The sequence below is a fragment of the Paenibacillus rhizophilus genome, assembly GCF_003854965.1.
In the GTDB taxonomy this organism is placed as follows: domain Bacteria; phylum Bacillota; class Bacilli; order Paenibacillales; family Paenibacillaceae; genus Paenibacillus_AQ; species Paenibacillus_AQ rhizophilus.
Map to the genome: position 1 here is coordinate 177,992 of NZ_RQPI01000005.1, position 16,795 is coordinate 194,786.

15 protein-coding genes and 1 other RNA gene are annotated in these 16,795 nt (G+C 53.7%); all 16 read right to left on the minus strand.

Annotated elements, in window-relative coordinates:
* Positions 1-44 precede the first annotated feature (44 nt).
* Positions 45-459: RNase P RNA component class A (rnpB, locus tag EH198_RS11625), an RNA gene on the minus strand.
* Between the two features lie 98 nt (positions 460-557).
* Complete coding sequence (locus tag EH198_RS11630) at positions 558-1,673, minus strand: Nif3-like dinuclear metal center hexameric protein (RefSeq protein ID WP_124695706.1); 1,116 nt, start codon at positions 1,671-1,673, stop codon at positions 558-560.
* Positions 1,649-2,428, minus strand: coding sequence for a tRNA (adenine(22)-N(1))-methyltransferase (locus EH198_RS11635; protein WP_124695707.1), 780 nt, complete (start codon positions 2,426-2,428; stop codon positions 1,649-1,651). Before EH198_RS11635 ends, EH198_RS11630 begins: the two co-directional genes overlap by 25 nt.
* Positions 2,425-3,243, minus strand: coding sequence for an NfeD family protein (locus EH198_RS11640; RefSeq protein ID WP_417629351.1), 819 nt, complete (start codon positions 3,241-3,243; stop codon positions 2,425-2,427). The genes EH198_RS11635 and EH198_RS11640 overlap by 4 nt, the downstream gene beginning before the upstream one ends.
* Positions 3,244-3,339: 96 nt before the next feature.
* The gene (rpoD, locus tag EH198_RS11645) at positions 3,340-4,470 is read right to left on the minus strand and encodes an RNA polymerase sigma factor RpoD (RefSeq protein WP_124695709.1); all 1,131 of its coding nucleotides are present in this window, start codon (positions 4,468-4,470) and stop codon (positions 3,340-3,342) included.
* A 40-nt stretch (positions 4,471-4,510) separates the two neighbouring features.
* Entirely contained in the window at positions 4,511-6,331 is a 1,821-nt protein-coding gene (gene dnaG / locus EH198_RS11650) for a DNA primase (protein ID WP_124695710.1), read from the minus strand.
* A 40-nt stretch (positions 6,332-6,371) separates the two neighbouring features.
* The gene (locus EH198_RS11655; protein ID WP_124695711.1) at positions 6,372-6,851 is read right to left on the minus strand and encodes a YaiI/YqxD family protein; all 480 of its coding nucleotides are present in this window, start codon (positions 6,849-6,851) and stop codon (positions 6,372-6,374) included.
* A 215-nt stretch (positions 6,852-7,066) separates the two neighbouring features.
* A complete protein-coding gene (gene glyS, locus EH198_RS11660) occupies positions 7,067-9,142 on the minus strand; it encodes a glycine--tRNA ligase subunit beta (RefSeq protein WP_124695712.1) in 2,076 nt (691 codons plus the stop codon).
* A complete protein-coding gene (gene glyQ, locus EH198_RS11665; protein WP_124695713.1) occupies positions 9,135-10,022 on the minus strand; it encodes a glycine--tRNA ligase subunit alpha in 888 nt (295 codons plus the stop codon). The genes glyS and glyQ overlap by 8 nt, the downstream gene beginning before the upstream one ends.
* Before the next feature lie 487 nt (positions 10,023-10,509).
* Positions 10,510-11,265 carry a DNA repair protein RecO gene (gene recO / locus EH198_RS11670; protein WP_124695714.1) on the minus strand — a complete coding sequence of 252 codons (756 nt, stop codon included), beginning with the start codon at positions 11,263-11,265 and terminating at the stop codon, positions 10,510-10,512.
* 36 nt (positions 11,266-11,301) lie between these two features.
* On the minus strand, positions 11,302-11,445 hold the full coding sequence (locus EH198_RS11675; protein ID WP_124695715.1) for a YqzL family protein: 144 nt from the start codon (positions 11,443-11,445) through the stop codon (positions 11,302-11,304).
* 103 nt (positions 11,446-11,548) lie between these two features.
* Positions 11,549-12,442, minus strand: coding sequence for a GTPase Era (gene era, locus EH198_RS11680; RefSeq protein WP_124695716.1), 894 nt, complete (start codon positions 12,440-12,442; stop codon positions 11,549-11,551).
* 373 nt (positions 12,443-12,815) lie between these two features.
* Positions 12,816-13,235, minus strand: a complete 420-nt coding sequence (locus EH198_RS11685) for a cytidine deaminase (RefSeq protein WP_124695717.1) — start codon at positions 13,233-13,235, stop codon at positions 12,816-12,818.
* A gap of 408 nt (positions 13,236-13,643) precedes the next feature.
* On the minus strand, positions 13,644-14,039 hold the full coding sequence (locus tag EH198_RS11690) for a diacylglycerol kinase (RefSeq protein ID WP_124695718.1): 396 nt from the start codon (positions 14,037-14,039) through the stop codon (positions 13,644-13,646).
* A complete protein-coding gene (gene ybeY / locus EH198_RS11695; protein WP_124695719.1) occupies positions 14,039-14,533 on the minus strand; it encodes an rRNA maturation RNase YbeY in 495 nt (164 codons plus the stop codon). Before ybeY ends, EH198_RS11690 begins: the two co-directional genes overlap by 1 nt.
* Entirely contained in the window at positions 14,530-16,791 is a 2,262-nt protein-coding gene (locus tag EH198_RS11700; protein WP_124695720.1) for an HD family phosphohydrolase, read from the minus strand. Before EH198_RS11700 ends, ybeY begins: the two co-directional genes overlap by 4 nt.
* Positions 16,792-16,795 lie beyond the last annotated feature (4 nt).

Sequence of the window (16,795 nt, forward strand, 5' to 3'; positions counted from 1 at the left end):
TTATGACGTGCGATAGACTTGTCTGATATTAGGTGTTGCCAGTTTAGGAAAGTTTGCCGTAAGCCGGGTTCTGTGCTCTTTGTGGTATTGACGGGAACTACCCTCCCACTGTGAGCGACAATCATCTATCTAGGCCGTACATTGCTGCACAGCTCCAGCGACCAACCCGAACGCGCCTCAGGCGAAGGCTGCCTCCTCCTTGCGGAATCGGCCGCGTTCCATTAGGTCTTGCTCCAGGTGGGGTTTACCAGGAACGAAGTCACCAGCGTTCCTCGGGGTCTCTTACACCTCGGTTCCACCCTTGCCTGTGCCGCCTGCAAGCAAGCGGCCATCGGCGGTCCATTTCTGTGGCACTATCCTTCGGCTCGCGCCGACTGGACGTTATCCAGCACCCTGCCTTATGGAGCCCGGACTTTCCTCCCGCGGCTCAAGGCCGCCGGCGATTGTCTGTCAAACTTTCCGAACAACATTGTATATTATACAGATTGCACAGTCTCAGTACAAGTGTAAAGATTACCCTTTTTCCGGTGAAGTGCTCTCAGAATTCTCTTAGCTAATTAGGTAAATTGGAACGGTTCCGTATTCACTTCGGAAGCGTAAGCAAGAGTTCCGTATTTATGCTCCGCCAGCTTGGCCTTGATCCATTCAGCCACCTTTTCCTTCATAATCTTCTCGGCGTTATGGCCGGGATCGATCAGCGCGACGCCGGCCATCAGCGCATCCTGCGCGGTATGGTAGTCGATATCGCCCGTGACCAGCACATCGGCGCCGCGGAAGATGGCGCTGCCAAGGAATTTTCCGCCCGATCCGCCAAGCACGGCGGCTTTGCGGACAGGCCGCTCCAAGTCCCCCACCACGCGCACCTTTTCCACGTTCAGACCGGTTTTCACGGTTTCCACGAACTGCCCCAGAGTTGTCGGCTCTTTAAGCTTGCCAACCCGGCCCAGTCCGAAGCTGCGGCCTTTGAGATCCATGGAATAGAGGTCATAGGCGACTTCCTCGTAAGGATGGGCCTTTAGCATTGCCTGAATGACCTTGCTGCGGATGCCAAGCGGGACGATCGTCTCAATCCGGATTTCCTCCGCCCGCTCCATTTTGCCCTGTTCTCCGATGTAAGGGTCGGTTCCTTCGCGGGGAACGAACGTGCCGTAGCCCTCGATGTTGAAGCTGCAGTGGCTGTAATTGCCGATCCAGCCCGCCCCGGCGTTCAATACGGCATCCAGCACCTTCTGATGATGGTCCTTCGGTACGAAAACGACGAGCTTGGACAGCTGTTCGGTATGAATATCCTTCAGCGGAGCGGCATTCTCGATACCGAGCGCCTCGGCCATCCAGTCATTCATACCGCCCTCGGTCACATCCAGGTTCGTATGGCTGATATAGACGGCGATATCGTTCTTGATCAGCTTCTCGTACAGCCGTCCCATAGGCGTATCCGTCTGCAGCTGCTGCAGCGGCCGGAAAATAATCGCGTGATGCGCAATAATGAGATTGCAGCCCCGGGATATCGCTTCCTCCACGACCGCGTCGTTCACATCGAGTGCAACCAGAACGCCGGTGATTTCTTTTTGAAGGCTGCCGAGCTGCAGGCCGATTTTGTCGCCTTCCTCCGCTACATGCTTCGGAGCAAGCTGCTCCATGTATTGAATTACGGTTTGTCCTTTGGCAAGCATGCCAACACCTCCGTGATCTCTTGGATGAATTCCCCGATCTCCGAGCGTTTGCTTTCGGCAGATTCCTGCTCCGAGTGCGAGAGCGACTTTCGGATACGCTCCAGCTTCGATATTTCGTCCTGCCATTTGGCAAAAAAGACCGGGTTTGGCTGCCTGATCAGCCAAGGCCCCATATTCAGCAGCATATCCATGCGGTACGGGCGTTCCCCTCCGGCCTTTGCCGCATCGGCATACAGGCTTTCGTTGGTTACGCCCGTATCCTTATCTTCCGGCACGGCGGTTAGGACTTCATACCGTTTGCCGTCCTCTTCAAGAAGAGCTTCCGCGGTCAGCACCCAGCCGTTATCCAGCAGCCACCGGCGAAGGATATCCTCGCCGACGTTCGGCTGAAGCAGCAGAGTCCTTACACCCCCCAGCTTGCCTTCCAATGAGCCCCGGTTAAGAATCGAGGCAATGAGAGCGCCGCCCATGCCCGCAATTGTGATACAGTCCGCTTCTTCCGGCCGCAGCACCTCCAGCCCGTCCCCGCGGCGGACGGATATACGACCCGTTAGTCCCGCATCCTGCACAGCCTTTTGAGCCGCGCGGAACGGTCCGGGGTTCACCTCCCCGGCCACTGCGCTTGCGGCTCGTCCGGTCTGCACAGCGGCCAAAGGCAGCAGCGCATGGTCCGAGCCGATATCGGCCAATTTTGAACCGCGTGGAATTTGTTCCAGCAGCAGTCCCAGTCTTTGCGATAATTTGACGTTGTTCATGTAGCCACCCACGCAATCCATTTTTTTCGAAAAAGAAATAGCGCCGTAAGTTCGGCTGCGATTTTGCCGATCAACAGCAGAGAAATCCACGCCGGGTAATCCCACCGCAGCAACAAGCTGTCTATTTCGGGCATGAGCCACAGCAACACGCCGACTCCGAAATAGACGCCGGAAACGCCTTTTACCCTATGGTACAGCAGCCAGCTCAGCCAGATCATCAGCACGCACAGCGGTAGCCAGAGCATTTGCAGTTCCCAAACCCCCGCCTCCGGACGAACCCTGCCCGCGAAACCCGCGTACAGCAGACAGAGTGCTCCGTATCCGCTGAAATGAAGCAGGCCGATCCGAAGCACAAAGCCAAGAATGATCCAGAGCAGCCCGCAAGCTCCCACGAAAATCGGAATCCAAATCCCATCATCCAAATTATGGAGAAAGAGCATCCATAAGCCGAAGCCCAGTGTCAGAAAACTGCCGATTCCCGCCAGAGACAGGCCGATTACCGGCATTTTGTTCCTCAATAAACCGGCATATCCATAGCATACCACAAGCACCGAGACTGCTGTCGCAAGTTGCAAACCCCAGGGAAAAACGCTAAAATAAAAACCAATTAACAAAATCAAGGAAATAATTCCAAAAGAAAACATCCATATTTTAATATTTCCCTGCTGCAAATTTTGCAGCGTTATCGGATTTCTATTGTTTACCGTGCCTTCATCATTGTATAGATTGGTCAGAAAATCGCAGTACTGCTCCGGAAGGAGCTTGGTGCGGCGCCAGTACTGAATTTCTTTTAAAATAATGTCACGCTTCTCCACATTCAACGGCTCTTATCCCTCTTTTCAGGCGGTACCTATGGCAAATAGACAAAAGGACCTCCTGCCGCATGCAGCAGAAGGTCCTTGAAAAGCCGGTTATTCCAGAAAATCCTTAAGCCGTTTGCTGCGGCTCGGATGGCGCAGTTTGCGCAAAGCCTTGGCTTCGATCTGGCGAATCCGTTCCCGGGTAACGCCGAATACTTTGCCGACTTCCTCCAGCGTTCTCGTCCGGCCGTCGTCAAGGCCAAAGCGCAGGCGAAGCACATTCTCCTCACGCTCGGTCAGCGTATCGAGCACATCCTCCAGCTGCTCCTTAAGCAGTTCGTAAGCGGCTGCGTCCGCAGGAGCGAGCGCCTCCTGATCTTCGATAAAATCGCCCAAATGGGAATCGTCTTCCTCCCCGATCGGGGTTTCCAGCGATACCGGCTCCTGGGCAATCTTCATGATTTCCCGTACCTTCTCTACGCTAAGCTCCATCTCGGCCGCAATTTCTTCCGGCGTGGGTTCGCGCCCCAGCTCTTGAAGCAGCTGACGGGACACGCGGATCAGCTTGTTAATCGTTTCCACCATATGAACGGGAATACGAATGGTCCGCGCTTGGTCGGCAATGGCCCGAGTGATGGCCTGCCGGATCCACCAGGTTGCGTACGTACTGAATTTGAAGCCTTTGTTGTGGTCGAATTTCTCTACCGCTTTGATTAGGCCCATATTGCCTTCCTGGATGAGATCGAGGAAGAGCATACCCCGGCCCACATAACGCTTCGCGATGCTGACCACCAGCCGCAAATTCGCCTCGGCCAAACGGCGCTTCGCTTCTTCGTCGCCGTTCTTGATCCGCATGGCCAGTTCAACCTCGTCGTCGGCCGACAACAGCGGCACCCGTCCGATTTCCTTCAGGTACATGCGGACGGGGTCGTTAATCTTGATTCCGGGCGGAAGCGACAAATCATCGTCAAAGCTGAAATCGTCGCTGTCCCCACTCTCATTCTCGTCATTCGGACGAAGCGTCACTTCCTCGTCGTTGTCGTTAACGACTTCAATCCCCAAATCGCTGAGCTGCTCATAAAATTCATCCATTTGCTCGGGGTCCTGATCAAATGGCGACAGTTTCTCCATAATATCTTTAATATTCAGTGAAGATCTTTTCTTGCCAGACTCAATAAGCTGATCTTTAACCTGGTCGAGCGTAAATTCCGTCTCCAGTTCGGTATGCTGTTCGTTCGCCATTATTCGACTCCCTCCTCCCTAGGTACATCCTGTCAAACATTCACTGTCTGTCTAGGGCTATAATCTCACTTGCTATTTGTGCCGCACGCAAAAAATCACCGGCTTTTTCCGCCTCAATCATTTCTTCCCGTTTCTTATCCATCATGCGCTGTACGGGGTATTTCCGCACTTCACGGATATAATCGTCCAGCACCTGCGGACTCCAGTCCGGCGGGGATTCCATCATTGAAATGGAGGCCGCGACCTTCTCCAGCCGGTCGTCCTGCAGCGAGGACAGAAACCGGCTGATATCCGGCTGCTTGCCTTGCGCGTAATAGGCGTATAGATAAGCGGCAATTGCCGCATGATCATCGATGTTGAAATCTTCTCCCAGATGTTCATTAACATAGGTGGCTGCGTCACCATCCTGAAACATCAGGGACAGCAGACTCCGTTCCGCTGAGTGGTAAGCCGGAAGCAGGGCTCTTGCCTGGATCCGCCCTTTTTTATGCCTACCATTATTCCACCTTTTATCGTTATTATCCCCTTCGGGAATGTTTTTTTGCATCGAAGCCCTGAGCAAATTGCAATCCTGCTTCAAGCTGTCATAGCTGAGTTCCAGCTCGGAGGCAATTTCCTTCAGATATACTTCTCTTTCCGTAGAGGAATGAAGGGATGCGATTACTTGCAGCGCCTCCTTGACATAGGCGATTTTGCCGTCTTCCTCTAGGAGTATATGGTTTTTTTTCAGATATATAAGCTTAAATTTCACGGTCGAAACCGCAGACTCAATGATCTGTTCCCTGAAGCGCTCTCCCCCGTACTCCGACACGAACTCGTCTGGGTCCATGCCGCCGGGCAGCACCGCCACCTTGACGCGCAAGTCCACGGCTTCGAGCATCGAAAGGGTCTTCATCGCCGCAGCTTGTCCCGCCCGGTCTCCATCATAAGCGATTACGACTTCGTCGGCCAATGCCTTTATCATCGACGCATGGTTCTCCGTAAGCGAAGTCCCCATAGTCGCTACGCCGTTATGCACACCCGATTCCCAAGCCGAAATGACATCCCCGTATCCTTCAAAAAGAACGATTTGCCGCGTTTTGCGGATGGATGCTTTGGATTGGTGCAGATTGTACAGAATCCGGCTTTTGTTAAAGAGCTTGCTCTCCGGGGAATTTATATACTTCGGCTGTCCTTCCCCAAGAATTCTACCGGCAAAAGCCACTACTTTACCGGCACGGTTCGCAATCGGAAAAATAATCCGGCCGCGAAAACGGTCGATATAACCTTTGCCCTCGCTTCTGGCCGACAGCAGGCCGCCTCTCTCCATTTCGGCGAGGTCAAAATTACGTCTTTCCAGAAACTGCAGAAGCGTATCCCAGCGGTCCGGGGCAAATCCGATCTGGAATTGGTCGATCATTTTATCGCTGAATTTCCGGGATCTTAAATAATCCATGGCGGCTTTGCCGTGTTCCGTATTCTTCAGAAGATAATGATAGAACTTCGCAGACCATTCATACGCCTGGAGCAGCCGGTCGATTTCCGGGTTGTGCGCAGACTGAATGCCTCCCGCGCCTTCCGGCACCGGAATGTCACTTTCTTCGGCCATGATTTTAACGGCTTCGGGAAAGGATAACCCTTCGATTTCCATCCTGAATTTGATGGCATTTCCACCCATGCCGCAGCCGAAGCAATGAAACACTCCACGATCCGGAGTTACTGTGAAGGAAGGGGTGCTTTCCGAATGGAACGGGCAGAGGCCCCATAAATATTTCCCCCGCTTGGTCAGATGGACAACCTTTCCTACGGTATCGACAATATCATGCCGCGACAGCACGCTTTCGATAACTTCCTCGGGAATATTGCCGTGTCCGCTTGCCACTTACAACCACCTTCATCTCTTGACAAATAAATAGTATTCGCTACAGCTGAACATTCTCCTGCAATAAATTCAAAAGTTTTGTCAGTTTATGTTGAAAAAAATTTCGGTCCTCCGCAGAAAACGGTTTTGGGCCTTTGGAGTGACGGCCCCTTCTGCGCTCTTTCGCCCTTGCATGCCTTCCTTCCAGCATCATATCCATGTTGGTCTCGTCGTATGTCTGTCCCCTGAAGGATAGGACATGGCATCCTTTCGCAAGCGCCAGAGCCGCCAGGCCGTAGTCGCCTGTCAGCACGACATCCCCGGGCTTGATATGATTGGCGATGTAAAGATCGGCGCTTTGATCGCTGTTGTCCACACGGACGACCGCGACGCCTTCCCCGCCGCGAAGCTCATGGGCGTAAGACGACACCATCATTACCGGAACGCCGCAAGCACGGGCGACATCCGCCGTTTCCTTCTTGACCGGACAGGCGTCCGCGTCGACCACTATGGTCCTTCCCCGAGCATCCGAGCTGTTCATAGGCTGTCACCGTTTCCCGTGTAATATATATACGCGCCTATCCCCAAAAATCCTTCCGTCTTCTTCCGAATCTTTAAAAAGCATAAAATACGGAACGAAAGCCGCAAGCTTACGCTTTTGGCGCCGTTCCGTATATTTATACCCTAAACCGGCGTTCTATACCACCAGGCTGATATTTTCTTCATGAATAGCCCTATTATCGGCTAAATGACAAGCTACCAGACCAGTTTGCTGAAGTCAGCAAAGTTCTTCAAATCAGCGTCAATGTTTGCCAGCAGCGAAAGCCGGTTCGCCCGCACCCGCTCATCCTCGGCCATGACCATGACGGAATCGAAGAAGACGGTTATCGCATCGCTGAGACCAGCCAGCAGCGTGAGCGCCTGAACCGCATCATCGTCTTCCAGCGCTTTTTGGTACGGCTTGTGCAGCGACTGCCAGGTTTCGTACAGCGCGCTTTCGGCCGCTTCACCCAGGAGCGCGGAATCCAGAACGGCACCAGTAGCTTTGGCCGCCAGATTGCTGACCCGGTTGAAAGAATCAACCGTATTCTTGAAATTCTCCTTGGACTCTACAGCATCCGCGAGCGCCTGGCTTCTGGCGACAACGGCAACAATATCGTCGTATCCCGCAGCCATGACCGCGTCGACCACATCATAGCGAACATTGTCCGACAGAAGACGCTTTACGCGCAGTCCGAAGAACTCATACAGGTTTCTACGCAGTTCATCCACTGAAAGTTTCAATTTTCGAGTATTTTCATGAACCTGAACGGCAATTTCGAAAATTTCGTTCAAGCCGACCGGAAGCCCCCGCTCCAGTACGATCTGTACAATGCCCGCGGTCTGGCGGCGCAGCGCATAAGGGTCCTGAGAGCCGGTAGGAATAATGCCGATGGAGAAGCAGCCGACGATCGTATCAATTTTGTCGGCAATGCTCACAATCGCGCCGGCTTCCGTAGACGGAATGGCATCTCCGGCAAAACGCGGCTGATAGTGCTCGAAGATCGCCTTGGCCACCTGCTCGTCCTCACCCGATTTGCGCGCATAATCCTCGCCCATCGTTCCCTGAAGCTCCGGAAATTCGTACACCATCTGCGTAACGAGATCGAATTTGCAGATATCCGCTGCACGGCTAACTTGAGCGGCCGCCTCCGATGCCGTCTGAAGCTTGCCGGCCAGGCTGTCCGCGATTTGGCGGATGCGGCGGACCTTGTCGGCGACGCTGCCGAGTTCTTCGTGGTAAACAATGTTTTCGAGCTTGGCGAGCGCATACTCAATCTTAAGCTTCTGATCTTCTTCATAGAAGAACTTCGCATCCGACAGACGGGCGCGCAGCACCTTCTCGTTTCCTTTGGCGATGGTCTCCAGATGTTCAGCATTTCCGTTGCGCACAGTGACGAAATATGGAAGTAGTTTGCCGCCCTCGTCCAGTACGGGGAAGTACCGCTGATGCTCCCGCATCGAAGTGATCAGCACTTCCTGCGGAATATTCAGGAAAGCCGGATCGAACGTTCCGAACAGCACCGTCGGCGTTTCCACCAGGAACAGCACTTCTTCCAGCAGGTCGTCCTTGATCGCAATCGTCCAGCTTTTATCGGCAGCAAGTTTGTTGAGTTGTTCAAGTATCAGGGCCTCTCGTTCCTTGACATCGGCAATGACATGCTGGGACCGCAGGCTTTCTACATAATCGGCAGGCTGTCCGATGACGGCTTCCTGCCCGAGGAACCGGTGGCCACGGCTGACATTGCCGGTTTTGACGCCCGTAATTTCAAAGTTGATAGGGTCGCTGCCGAACAGCGCAACCAGCCAGCGGATCGGACGAACGAACTTGAAATCATACGCTCCCCAGCGCATATTCTTCGGGAACGTCATCGCGTTTACAATTCCGGTTAGCCCTTCGGCAAGCAGGGAAGAAGTGTCTATACCTTCGCTGTTCTTGGTAGCATAAATATATTCGACTCCGCCCACTTCCTTAAAAGTGAACTGTTCGGGTGAAACGCCCTGGCTGCGGGCGAATCCAAGGGCCGCTTTGCTCCACTCGCCGGCCGTGTCAAGGGCGATTTTGCGGGAAGGCCCTTTGACTTCTTCGCTGACATCCGCTTGTCTTTCGGCTACATCCCTTACGAGAACGGCCAGACGCCGCGGCGTTGCGAACGACTTCACTTCTCCGTGCTCAAGGCGGGAAGCATCCAGCCATTTTGTCATTCTGTCCTGAAGCTGCTCCATCGCCGCCCGGATAAACCGCGCGGGGATTTCTTCCAGCCCGATTTCAAACAGCAAATCCTTAGCCAAGCTGAACACCTTCTTTCTTCAGCAGCGGGAAGCCGAGCTTCTCGCGCTCCTCCACGTAAGTCGCCGCCACCTGGCGGGCCAGATTGCGCACTCTTGTAATAAAACCTGTTCGCTCCGTCACGCTGATTGCGCCCCGGGCATCCAGCAGGTTGAATGTATGCGAGCATTTCAGCACATAGTCATAGGCGGGGAATACGAGATGGCGGTCCATCGCCCGGCGCGCTTCCGCTTCATACGTATTGAAGAGACCAAACAGCATGCTCACGTCCGAAACTTCAAAGGTGTAAGTGGAATGCTCCACCTCCGGCTGATGGAACACGTCGCCATATGTCAAGCCGTCCACCCATTCCAGTTCGAACACGTTCTCCTTCTCCTGAATATAAGAAGCGAGACGCTCCATGCCATAGGTGATTTCAACCGAAACCGGACTGGTCTCGATGCCGCCCACCTGCTGAAAATAGGTAAACTGCGTAATTTCCATTCCATCCAGCCATACTTCCCAGCCGAGTCCCGCGCAGCCAAGCGACGGATTCTCCCAGTTATCCTCGACGAACCGGATATCATGCTGCAGCGGATCAACGCCAAGCGCCTTCAAGCTGTCCAGATAAATCTCCTGAATGTTATCCGGGGACGGTTTGATAATGACCTGATATTGATGATGCTGATACAGACGGTTCGGGTTCTCTCCGTAACGTCCGTCGGAAGGACGGCGGGACGGCTCGACATAGGCGACCTTCCACGGCTCGGGTCCGAGCGAACGCAGGAATGTCATCGGGTTCATCGTGCCTGCGCCTTTTTCCGTGTCGTACGGCTGAACGATAATACAGTTCTGTTTCGACCAGAACTCATTCAGCGTCAAAATCATCTGCTGAAAATTCATGTTACCGACTCCTTCGCTTTAAGTTTGAGAACTGCCGCAATTCGCGGTTTTTGGGACCGGCGAACTTAACGCCCGGCAAAACGTCTTGCGATGGAGGCGGTGTTTCTATGCCGGAAGAGAAAAGATTTCCTCTTTCCAGACCAAAAAGCTCCCGCCCCCATGCCTGAAATTCAGACATAGGGACGAGAGCCAATCTATTCTCCCGCGGTTCCACCCTACTTGATTCCGTTCTTCACTGACTGCTGCCGGTGCTGACGAAATCCACTTTTCATGCTGCCGCTCCGCACTCCCGGGTGCCGTTTCATGATCGCTGCTTTACCGGGCTCTCACCGTCCCCGGCTCGCTAATTCAAGCAATCGCTCACTACTTTCCCGTTCTACATGCGTGCCGGCTCAGCCGGCGGCGGCCTTCTCGTTATTTGCCTTTGGTAAGGCATATTTCAACAAGAAGAAACTGTTCCCTATATTAACGGAAAATCCGGCGTTCGTCAAATATTGTATTTATCGAGCTGATCCAGAAAATTTTGCGACTTCAGCCGCAGACCCAGCTGGGTATCCATGAACGCCCGCATGATTTTCTTCAACTCTGTCCGCGTACTCTCCTTGACGTCGACATTGCCCAGACGGGTGAGATCCAGGGCAGCGAACAGACGGAGGAGCTTTAATGCGCGGGGCGAAACCTCCATTGCCGGCGGATCATTGTGGCGGCAGCTTCGGCACAAAGCGCCGCCCAGCCGGGGACTGAGCAGCAACTCATCTTCCGCCTTCTCCCGCCCGCAGGCAACACATGAATCAAGTTGCGGTGCGTAGCCGGCGGCCTGGAGTATTTTCATCTCGAATACATTGATAATAACTCCCGGCTCCTTCCCCTCTTCCAGCGCGTCCAAGCAGGCTGACAACTGCCGGAACCAAAAGCTTCCCGTCTCCTCATCATGCAGCACCCGATCCAGCAGCTCGCAGGCATAAGAGCCGTAAGCTGCTTTAATCAGATCTTCCCTGATGGGATGATGGGAGTTCATAATCTCGCCGGAATTCAGCGTACCAAGCCCTCCGTTATTCCTAAAAAAAACATATTGCCCCAACGTAAACGGCTGGACCAGGGCAGCATGGCGGCTTTTTACTTTTTTGGCTCCCCGGACGAGAACACCTACTTTACCCGCGTTTTCGGTGCAAAGCGTAATGATTGCATTCCCTTCGCCGTAGTCCATACTGCGGATGACGATCCCTTCCACCCTGTGTAGCATGCCTCTTCCCCCAACCACTCGGCAAGCAACCAGTCTTTATTGCGCTTCTTCGTCATAGACCTGCTCTTCTTCCGCCGGGCTCTCGGCCGCCAGATTCAGCGGTTCTCCCGCTTCCCGGTACAGCAGATAAGCATCGACATCACCAGTCATTGCAAAATACTTCCACGAAAAATCTCGCATTCGTATTTATCCCCCTTCGCAAAACACGATGTCTTCACAAAGTAGGATGTGCGATGGAACGGGTTCTATCCTTGCAATTACTGGCAGTCGATTGTGATGAAGATCACAGGTCTTTATGGAAGCCCAAATCGCGCAGTACGCGTTCATGGTTGCGCCAGTCTTTTTTCACCTTTACCCAAAGCTCCAGAAACGTCTTGGACCCGAGCAGATTCTCAATATCGGTACGGGCCCTTCTGCCGACTTCCTTCAGCATAGCGCCTTGTTTGCCGATGATAATCCCTTTTTGCGAATCCCGTTCGACAAAAATTACAGCGGAGATATGCACCACTCCGTTCGGCTCTGCGCGCATATCCTCAATGGCCACCGCAATGGAATGCGGCACCTCCTCACGGGTCATGTGCAGAATCTTCTCGCGGATCAGCTCGGCGATAACGAACTGCTCCGGATGGTCGGTCACCTGATCCTCTGGATAATACTGCGGGCCTTCCGGCAGGTATTTCTGCAATTGGTCCAGCAGTGTATTTACATTGCTCCCTACCTTGGCTGAAATTGGAACGATCTCGGCAAAATCATGCAGCTTGCTGTACTCCGTGATCAGCGGAAGCAGCGCCTCGGGCTCCAGCTTGTCGATTTTGTTCATCACCAGAATAACAGGCGTCTTGAGTCCCTGAAGCTGCTCGGCAATAAAACGGTCGCCTCCGCCAAGTCCCTCGGCGGCGTCAATCAGAAACAGCACCGCCTCAACCTCGCCGAGTGTGCTCATCGCCGTCTGGTTCATGTAATCCCCCAGCTTGGACTGGCGTTTATGGATGCCGGGCGTATCAAGGAAGACGATTTGCGAACCGTTTGTCGTGTAGACTCCGTGAATCTTGTTGCGGGTCGTCTGCGGCTTATCCGACATGATGGCGATTTTCTGCCCGATGACCTGATTCATCAGCGTCGATTTCCCTACATTGGGTCTGCCGATAATGGCGACAAAACCCGATTTGAATGACATATAATCTCAACCTTTCTAAAATCGTTTTCGATCCTACCTTTCGATCCCCCTAAATCCCCCTTAGCCAAGGGGGACCCCAAGGGCCCGCCCTCTGGACACCCGGAAATGGGCGTGCCTGCGGCGGTTGGAGTGTAAAAGGGGCATGCCGCGAATGACACGCGTACGTTCCCTGCGGTCACCCGCTCCGGTTTGCGCCGGAAAGAGCGGTGCGTAGAGTAACGAGCGAGTGTGTACGGAGAGACTCCATGCGGGCAACCGCTGGCGGCTTCGCCGCTTCGCTTACGCTTGCGCAAACACGTGCGAGCTACTGCGGCGGGGTTCCTTCTACTGCCTGCGGGTAAGCGCTGGCGGCTTCGCCGCTTCGCTTACGCACTTACTCCGGAGCTTGTCCCTGCTTTAGCTCGTCTGGGCCGAAAGCGCCGGGGAGCAGCTCGCGAACCGTTGTCTCACGGATGTCCCCTTTCATATTGCCCAAGATAACCTTCATATCAGGATCGCACAGCTCCACGATTACCTGCCGGCACGCACCGCAAGGTGTAATCGGCAGGTCGGTGTCACCTACAACGGCAAGCGCTTTAAAGGTACCGCGTTTATGGCCTTGGCCCACGGCGCTGAAGAGAGCGGTGCGCTCGGCGCAATTGGTGACGCTGTATGCGGCGTTCTCGATGTTGCAGCCGTGATGAACGTGTCCGTCCTGATCCAGCAGAGCGGCGCCGACACCGAATCGGGAGTAAGGGATATAAGCTTTGGCTCGGGCTTTGATCGCCTCTTGCAGCAGCGTGATGGAATCCATAGTTGTCCTCCTAAAAGTTTTGTTAGCATAGGCTCCCTTGAGTATTCTTCGACAAAACTTGCTTCGGAAGCGTTACTTAGTTTTGTTAGCATAGGCTCCCTTGAGTATTCTTCGACAAAACTTGCTTCGGAAGCGTTACTTAGTTTTGTTCGCATAGACCTCTTGAGTATTCTTCGACAAAACTTGCTTCGGAAGCGTTACTTAGTTTTGTTAGCATAGGCACCCTTGATTATTCTTCGGCAAAACTTGCTTCGGAAGCATTACTTAGTTTTGTTAGCATCAGCTTCTCAAATAATCTTCGCAAAACTTGCTTCGGATTTGCCGTACTAAAAAAGCGGAACAAAGACAAAGATGGCGGAACCGCCCAACGGCTTATCCGCCTTTTCCGCCTGTAAAGTTGTAGTTCGATTATGACATAAGTGCTGCAATCCAGTCTATCACCGGATGGTAAAAAACATAAATACCCGCGATAACGGCAAACGCCGCTGTCAGGAAAACGGCTCCCGCAGCGGTGTCCTTGGCCGCCTTGGCCAAGGGGTGGATTTCCGGAGACACAAGGTCGACTACCGACTCGATCGCCGTATTCAGCAGTTCGGCCGCCAGTACAAGCGTGATGGCCAGCAGAAGCAGCATCCAATCGCCCGGCGGGACTCGAAAGAGCGCGGCGAGCAGCAGAACGAGGACGGCGAAGCCGGAATGCACTCTCATATTCTGTTCGGTCCGGAAGGCCTGTCTGATCCCCTGGGCCGCATACCAAAAGGACTTCCAAAATCGTTTGGGGCCTGCCGCCGTATTTTTGGGCATCAGCGGGTCAACCCTACCTGTGACAGCACCTGCTCCTGCTTGCCCATCATTTCTGCCTCGGATGCCTCATCCTGATGGTCGTATCCCAGCAAGTGCAGAAATCCGTGCACGAACAAAAAACCCAGCTCCCGCTCCAGCGAGTGGCCGTAATCGTCCGCCTGCTCCTTGGCACGGGTGACGGAAATAATGATATCGCCGAGCATATCGGGAATTCCCTCCGACTCCTCCTCGTCCACCTCATAGACGATTTCAGGCTCGTCCTCTCCGGATTCGTTCAGTGCGAAGGACAGCACATCGGTGGGGCGATCGATGCCGCGGTACTCCCTGTTCAGCTCATGAATCCGTTCATTGTCGACAAAAGTCAGATCCACCTCGCCGCTGCCGACTCCTTCCAGCTTGCCCGCTTTTTCCAGAATGTCTTCCAGCAGCGAGATCAGCCGATCGTCGATTTCCATTTCATCTTGCTCATTGTTCCAAACCAGCTGCAGGCTCATGCGTTAACGGCCCCTTCCTCTTTTTTCGGCTTTTTCGCTTCCTCCGGATATTCGATACGCGAATGGAAGATGCCCATCACTGTTTCTTTCAGTGTCCGGGCGATAATGTCCAGCTCTTTCAGCGTCAGATCGCATTCGTCGAATTGATGATCGTCCAGCCGGCTCTTGATAATTTTCTCGATCATCGTCTCCACCTGGTTAACCGTAGGGCTGCGCAAGGAACGGACGGCGGCCTCCACGCTGTCGGCTATGCCGATTACCGCGGATTCCTTGGACTGCGCCTTCGGACCGGGGTAGCGGAAATCGTCTTCGGTGAAATCGGGTTCGATGCCTTTTTCCTCCGCCTGTTTCAGCGCCTTATGGTAAAAATAATGCAGGAACGTAGTGCCGTGATGCTGCTCCGCGATATCTCTAATCGGCTTGGGCAGCTTGTATTCCTTCAGCATCTCCACTCCGTCGCGAGCATGGGCGATAATAATCGATTTGCTCAGCTTCGGTTCGATGGAATCATGCGGATTCTCCATATTGTTCTGGTTCTCGATAAAATAGAACGGGCGCTTCGTCTTGCCGATATCGTGATAATACGAACCGACCCGGCAGAGCAGGCCGTCCGCTCCGATCGCCTCGGCCGCCGCCTCCGACAGATTGCCGACCATTACGCTGTGATGATACGTGCCCGGCGTTTCCGTCAGCAGCTTGCGCAGCAGCGGATGGTTCGGGTTGGACAGCTCAACAAGCTTGAGCGCAGACAGAATACCGAATGTCGATTCAAAAAAGGGCATAAGACCGATAACCAGCACAACCGTCAGCAGACCGCCGGCAAAAGCGAAACCGATGGCGTACAACGTATGAATCTGCTGCCATGCGCCGCCCCCGAGCAAATTGATCATAAAGACAACGAGTGAACCGAACAGGCAGACCATGATGCCGCCCTTAAGCAGCGTCGTGCGATGCCCTGCCCGATGAGTAGCGAATACGGCCACATACGATACAACCAGCGCAAAGAAACCAAAATTGAAATCAAAAATCGTATTCTGCTGCACATTCAAAATAATGCTGGCCAATGCGGCAAACAGAATGGAGCAGAAGTAGGCAAGCGTAATATCCAACAGCAGCGCGACCAGCATCGCCCCGATGGCTACCGGCGCCAGAAACCCCATAAACGGCCGCGTATCGGTCTGCAGGAACGCCGCCAACCGCAAAGAGATAATCGTAATCAGAAAGACAATCACCAGCATCAGAAGCTGAGAGTTGTTGTATTTGAAGCCGGAAGAGCCGGAGGTGCCGGACTGCCGGATAAACATCAGCAGGCCAACCGACAGGATTCCCGCGAGCATGAGCAGTCCGAGCTGCGGCCAGTAGTTGATATTGTTGCGCAAAAGGCCATTTTCGTCCAGCAGCTGATACAGCTCCGGCGTGATGCGTTGGCCTTTGGCCACAAGCACTTCACCCTGCTCAATATATACAGGAGGTGTATTCTCACGGGCCTGCACTTCCGCTTCCTTCGTCGCGTCCTCGTCATAGAATTTATTGACCGTAATAGCGGCGCGCGCCAGCTCCTGAACCACTTCCCGGGCCGTGCGCTGGGTGAGTGAGCTGATGCTGACCTGCTCCGCCACCTTGGCGCGGGCGGCGTTGGCATCGGAAATCTGGTCATTCATCAGCCGGCTGACGATATCCCGGGCCACGGGCTTCATCTCGATGATGTCCTGCGAGGTCAGCCGGGGTATTTTGATATACGTCTCTTCCGGGATGGAATAGGCCTGCTCCTTGATTACCTTCTGCATTTCATTCAACAAATTGTCCGAGTAAGCTCCGTTGCTTCGGCTCGACGCTACAAAACCAAGAACGAAATCATTCGCCCTCTGCGGAATCTCTTCCCGGTAAATGGAAGTCTTGTCGCTTTGGGAAATGGTATCGTCCTGATTGAGGCGGTCGATGCGATCCAGCAGAGAGGTGACGAGGTTCTCCGACCGGAGCGGGATAATTTGATATTTGGGCTGAACGTTCTCGGCGGCTTGTTCCTGCGCCTTCAGCGTCGCCTTTTTATCCAGAATTTGCATCGGCGCCACAATTTCCTTGGCACTGTTCGTTTCTTCTTTGATGTCATACCGTTTAGGGAGCAGATCCGGAGACAGACTGAAATAAACCAGAATGCCCAGCAGCAGAAATAGAGCATAGCGCGTAACGGCGCTATACTTCCATCCGCTCACATTGTATGAGAATCCGCTGAATTTCGACGGTTGATTTGAAGCCATGGTG

Coding starts and splice junctions, on each gene's coding strand:
- EH198_RS11630 (WP_124695706.1), bottom strand. CDS start 1,673: ATGCTTGCCAAAGGACAAACCGTAATTCAATACATGGAGCAGCTTGCT.
- EH198_RS11635 (WP_124695707.1), bottom strand. CDS start 2,428: ATGAACAACGTCAAATTATCGCAAAGACTGGGACTGCTGCTGGAACAA.
- rpoD (WP_124695709.1), bottom strand. CDS start 4,470: ATGGCGAACGAACAGCATACCGAACTGGAGACGGAATTTACGCTCGAC.
- EH198_RS11655 (WP_124695711.1), bottom strand. CDS start 6,851: ATGAACAGCTCGGATGCTCGGGGAAGGACCATAGTGGTCGACGCGGAC.
- glyQ (WP_124695713.1), bottom strand. CDS start 10,022: ATGAATTTTCAGCAGATGATTTTGACGCTGAATGAGTTCTGGTCGAAA.
- recO (WP_124695714.1), bottom strand. CDS start 11,265: ATGCTACACAGGGTGGAAGGGATCGTCATCCGCAGTATGGACTACGGC.
- EH198_RS11675 (WP_124695715.1), bottom strand. CDS start 11,445: ATGCGAGATTTTTCGTGGAAGTATTTTGCAATGACTGGTGATGTCGAT.
- era (WP_124695716.1), bottom strand. CDS start 12,442: ATGTCATTCAAATCGGGTTTTGTCGCCATTATCGGCAGACCCAATGTA.
- EH198_RS11685 (WP_124695717.1), bottom strand. CDS start 13,235: ATGGATTCCATCACGCTGCTGCAAGAGGCGATCAAAGCCCGAGCCAAA.
- EH198_RS11690 (WP_124695718.1), bottom strand. CDS start 14,039: ATGCCCAAAAATACGGCGGCAGGCCCCAAACGATTTTGGAAGTCCTTT.
- ybeY (WP_124695719.1), bottom strand. CDS start 14,533: ATGAGCCTGCAGCTGGTTTGGAACAATGAGCAAGATGAAATGGAAATC.
- EH198_RS11700 (WP_124695720.1), bottom strand. CDS start 16,791: ATGGCTTCAAATCAACCGTCGAAATTCAGCGGATTCTCATACAATGTG.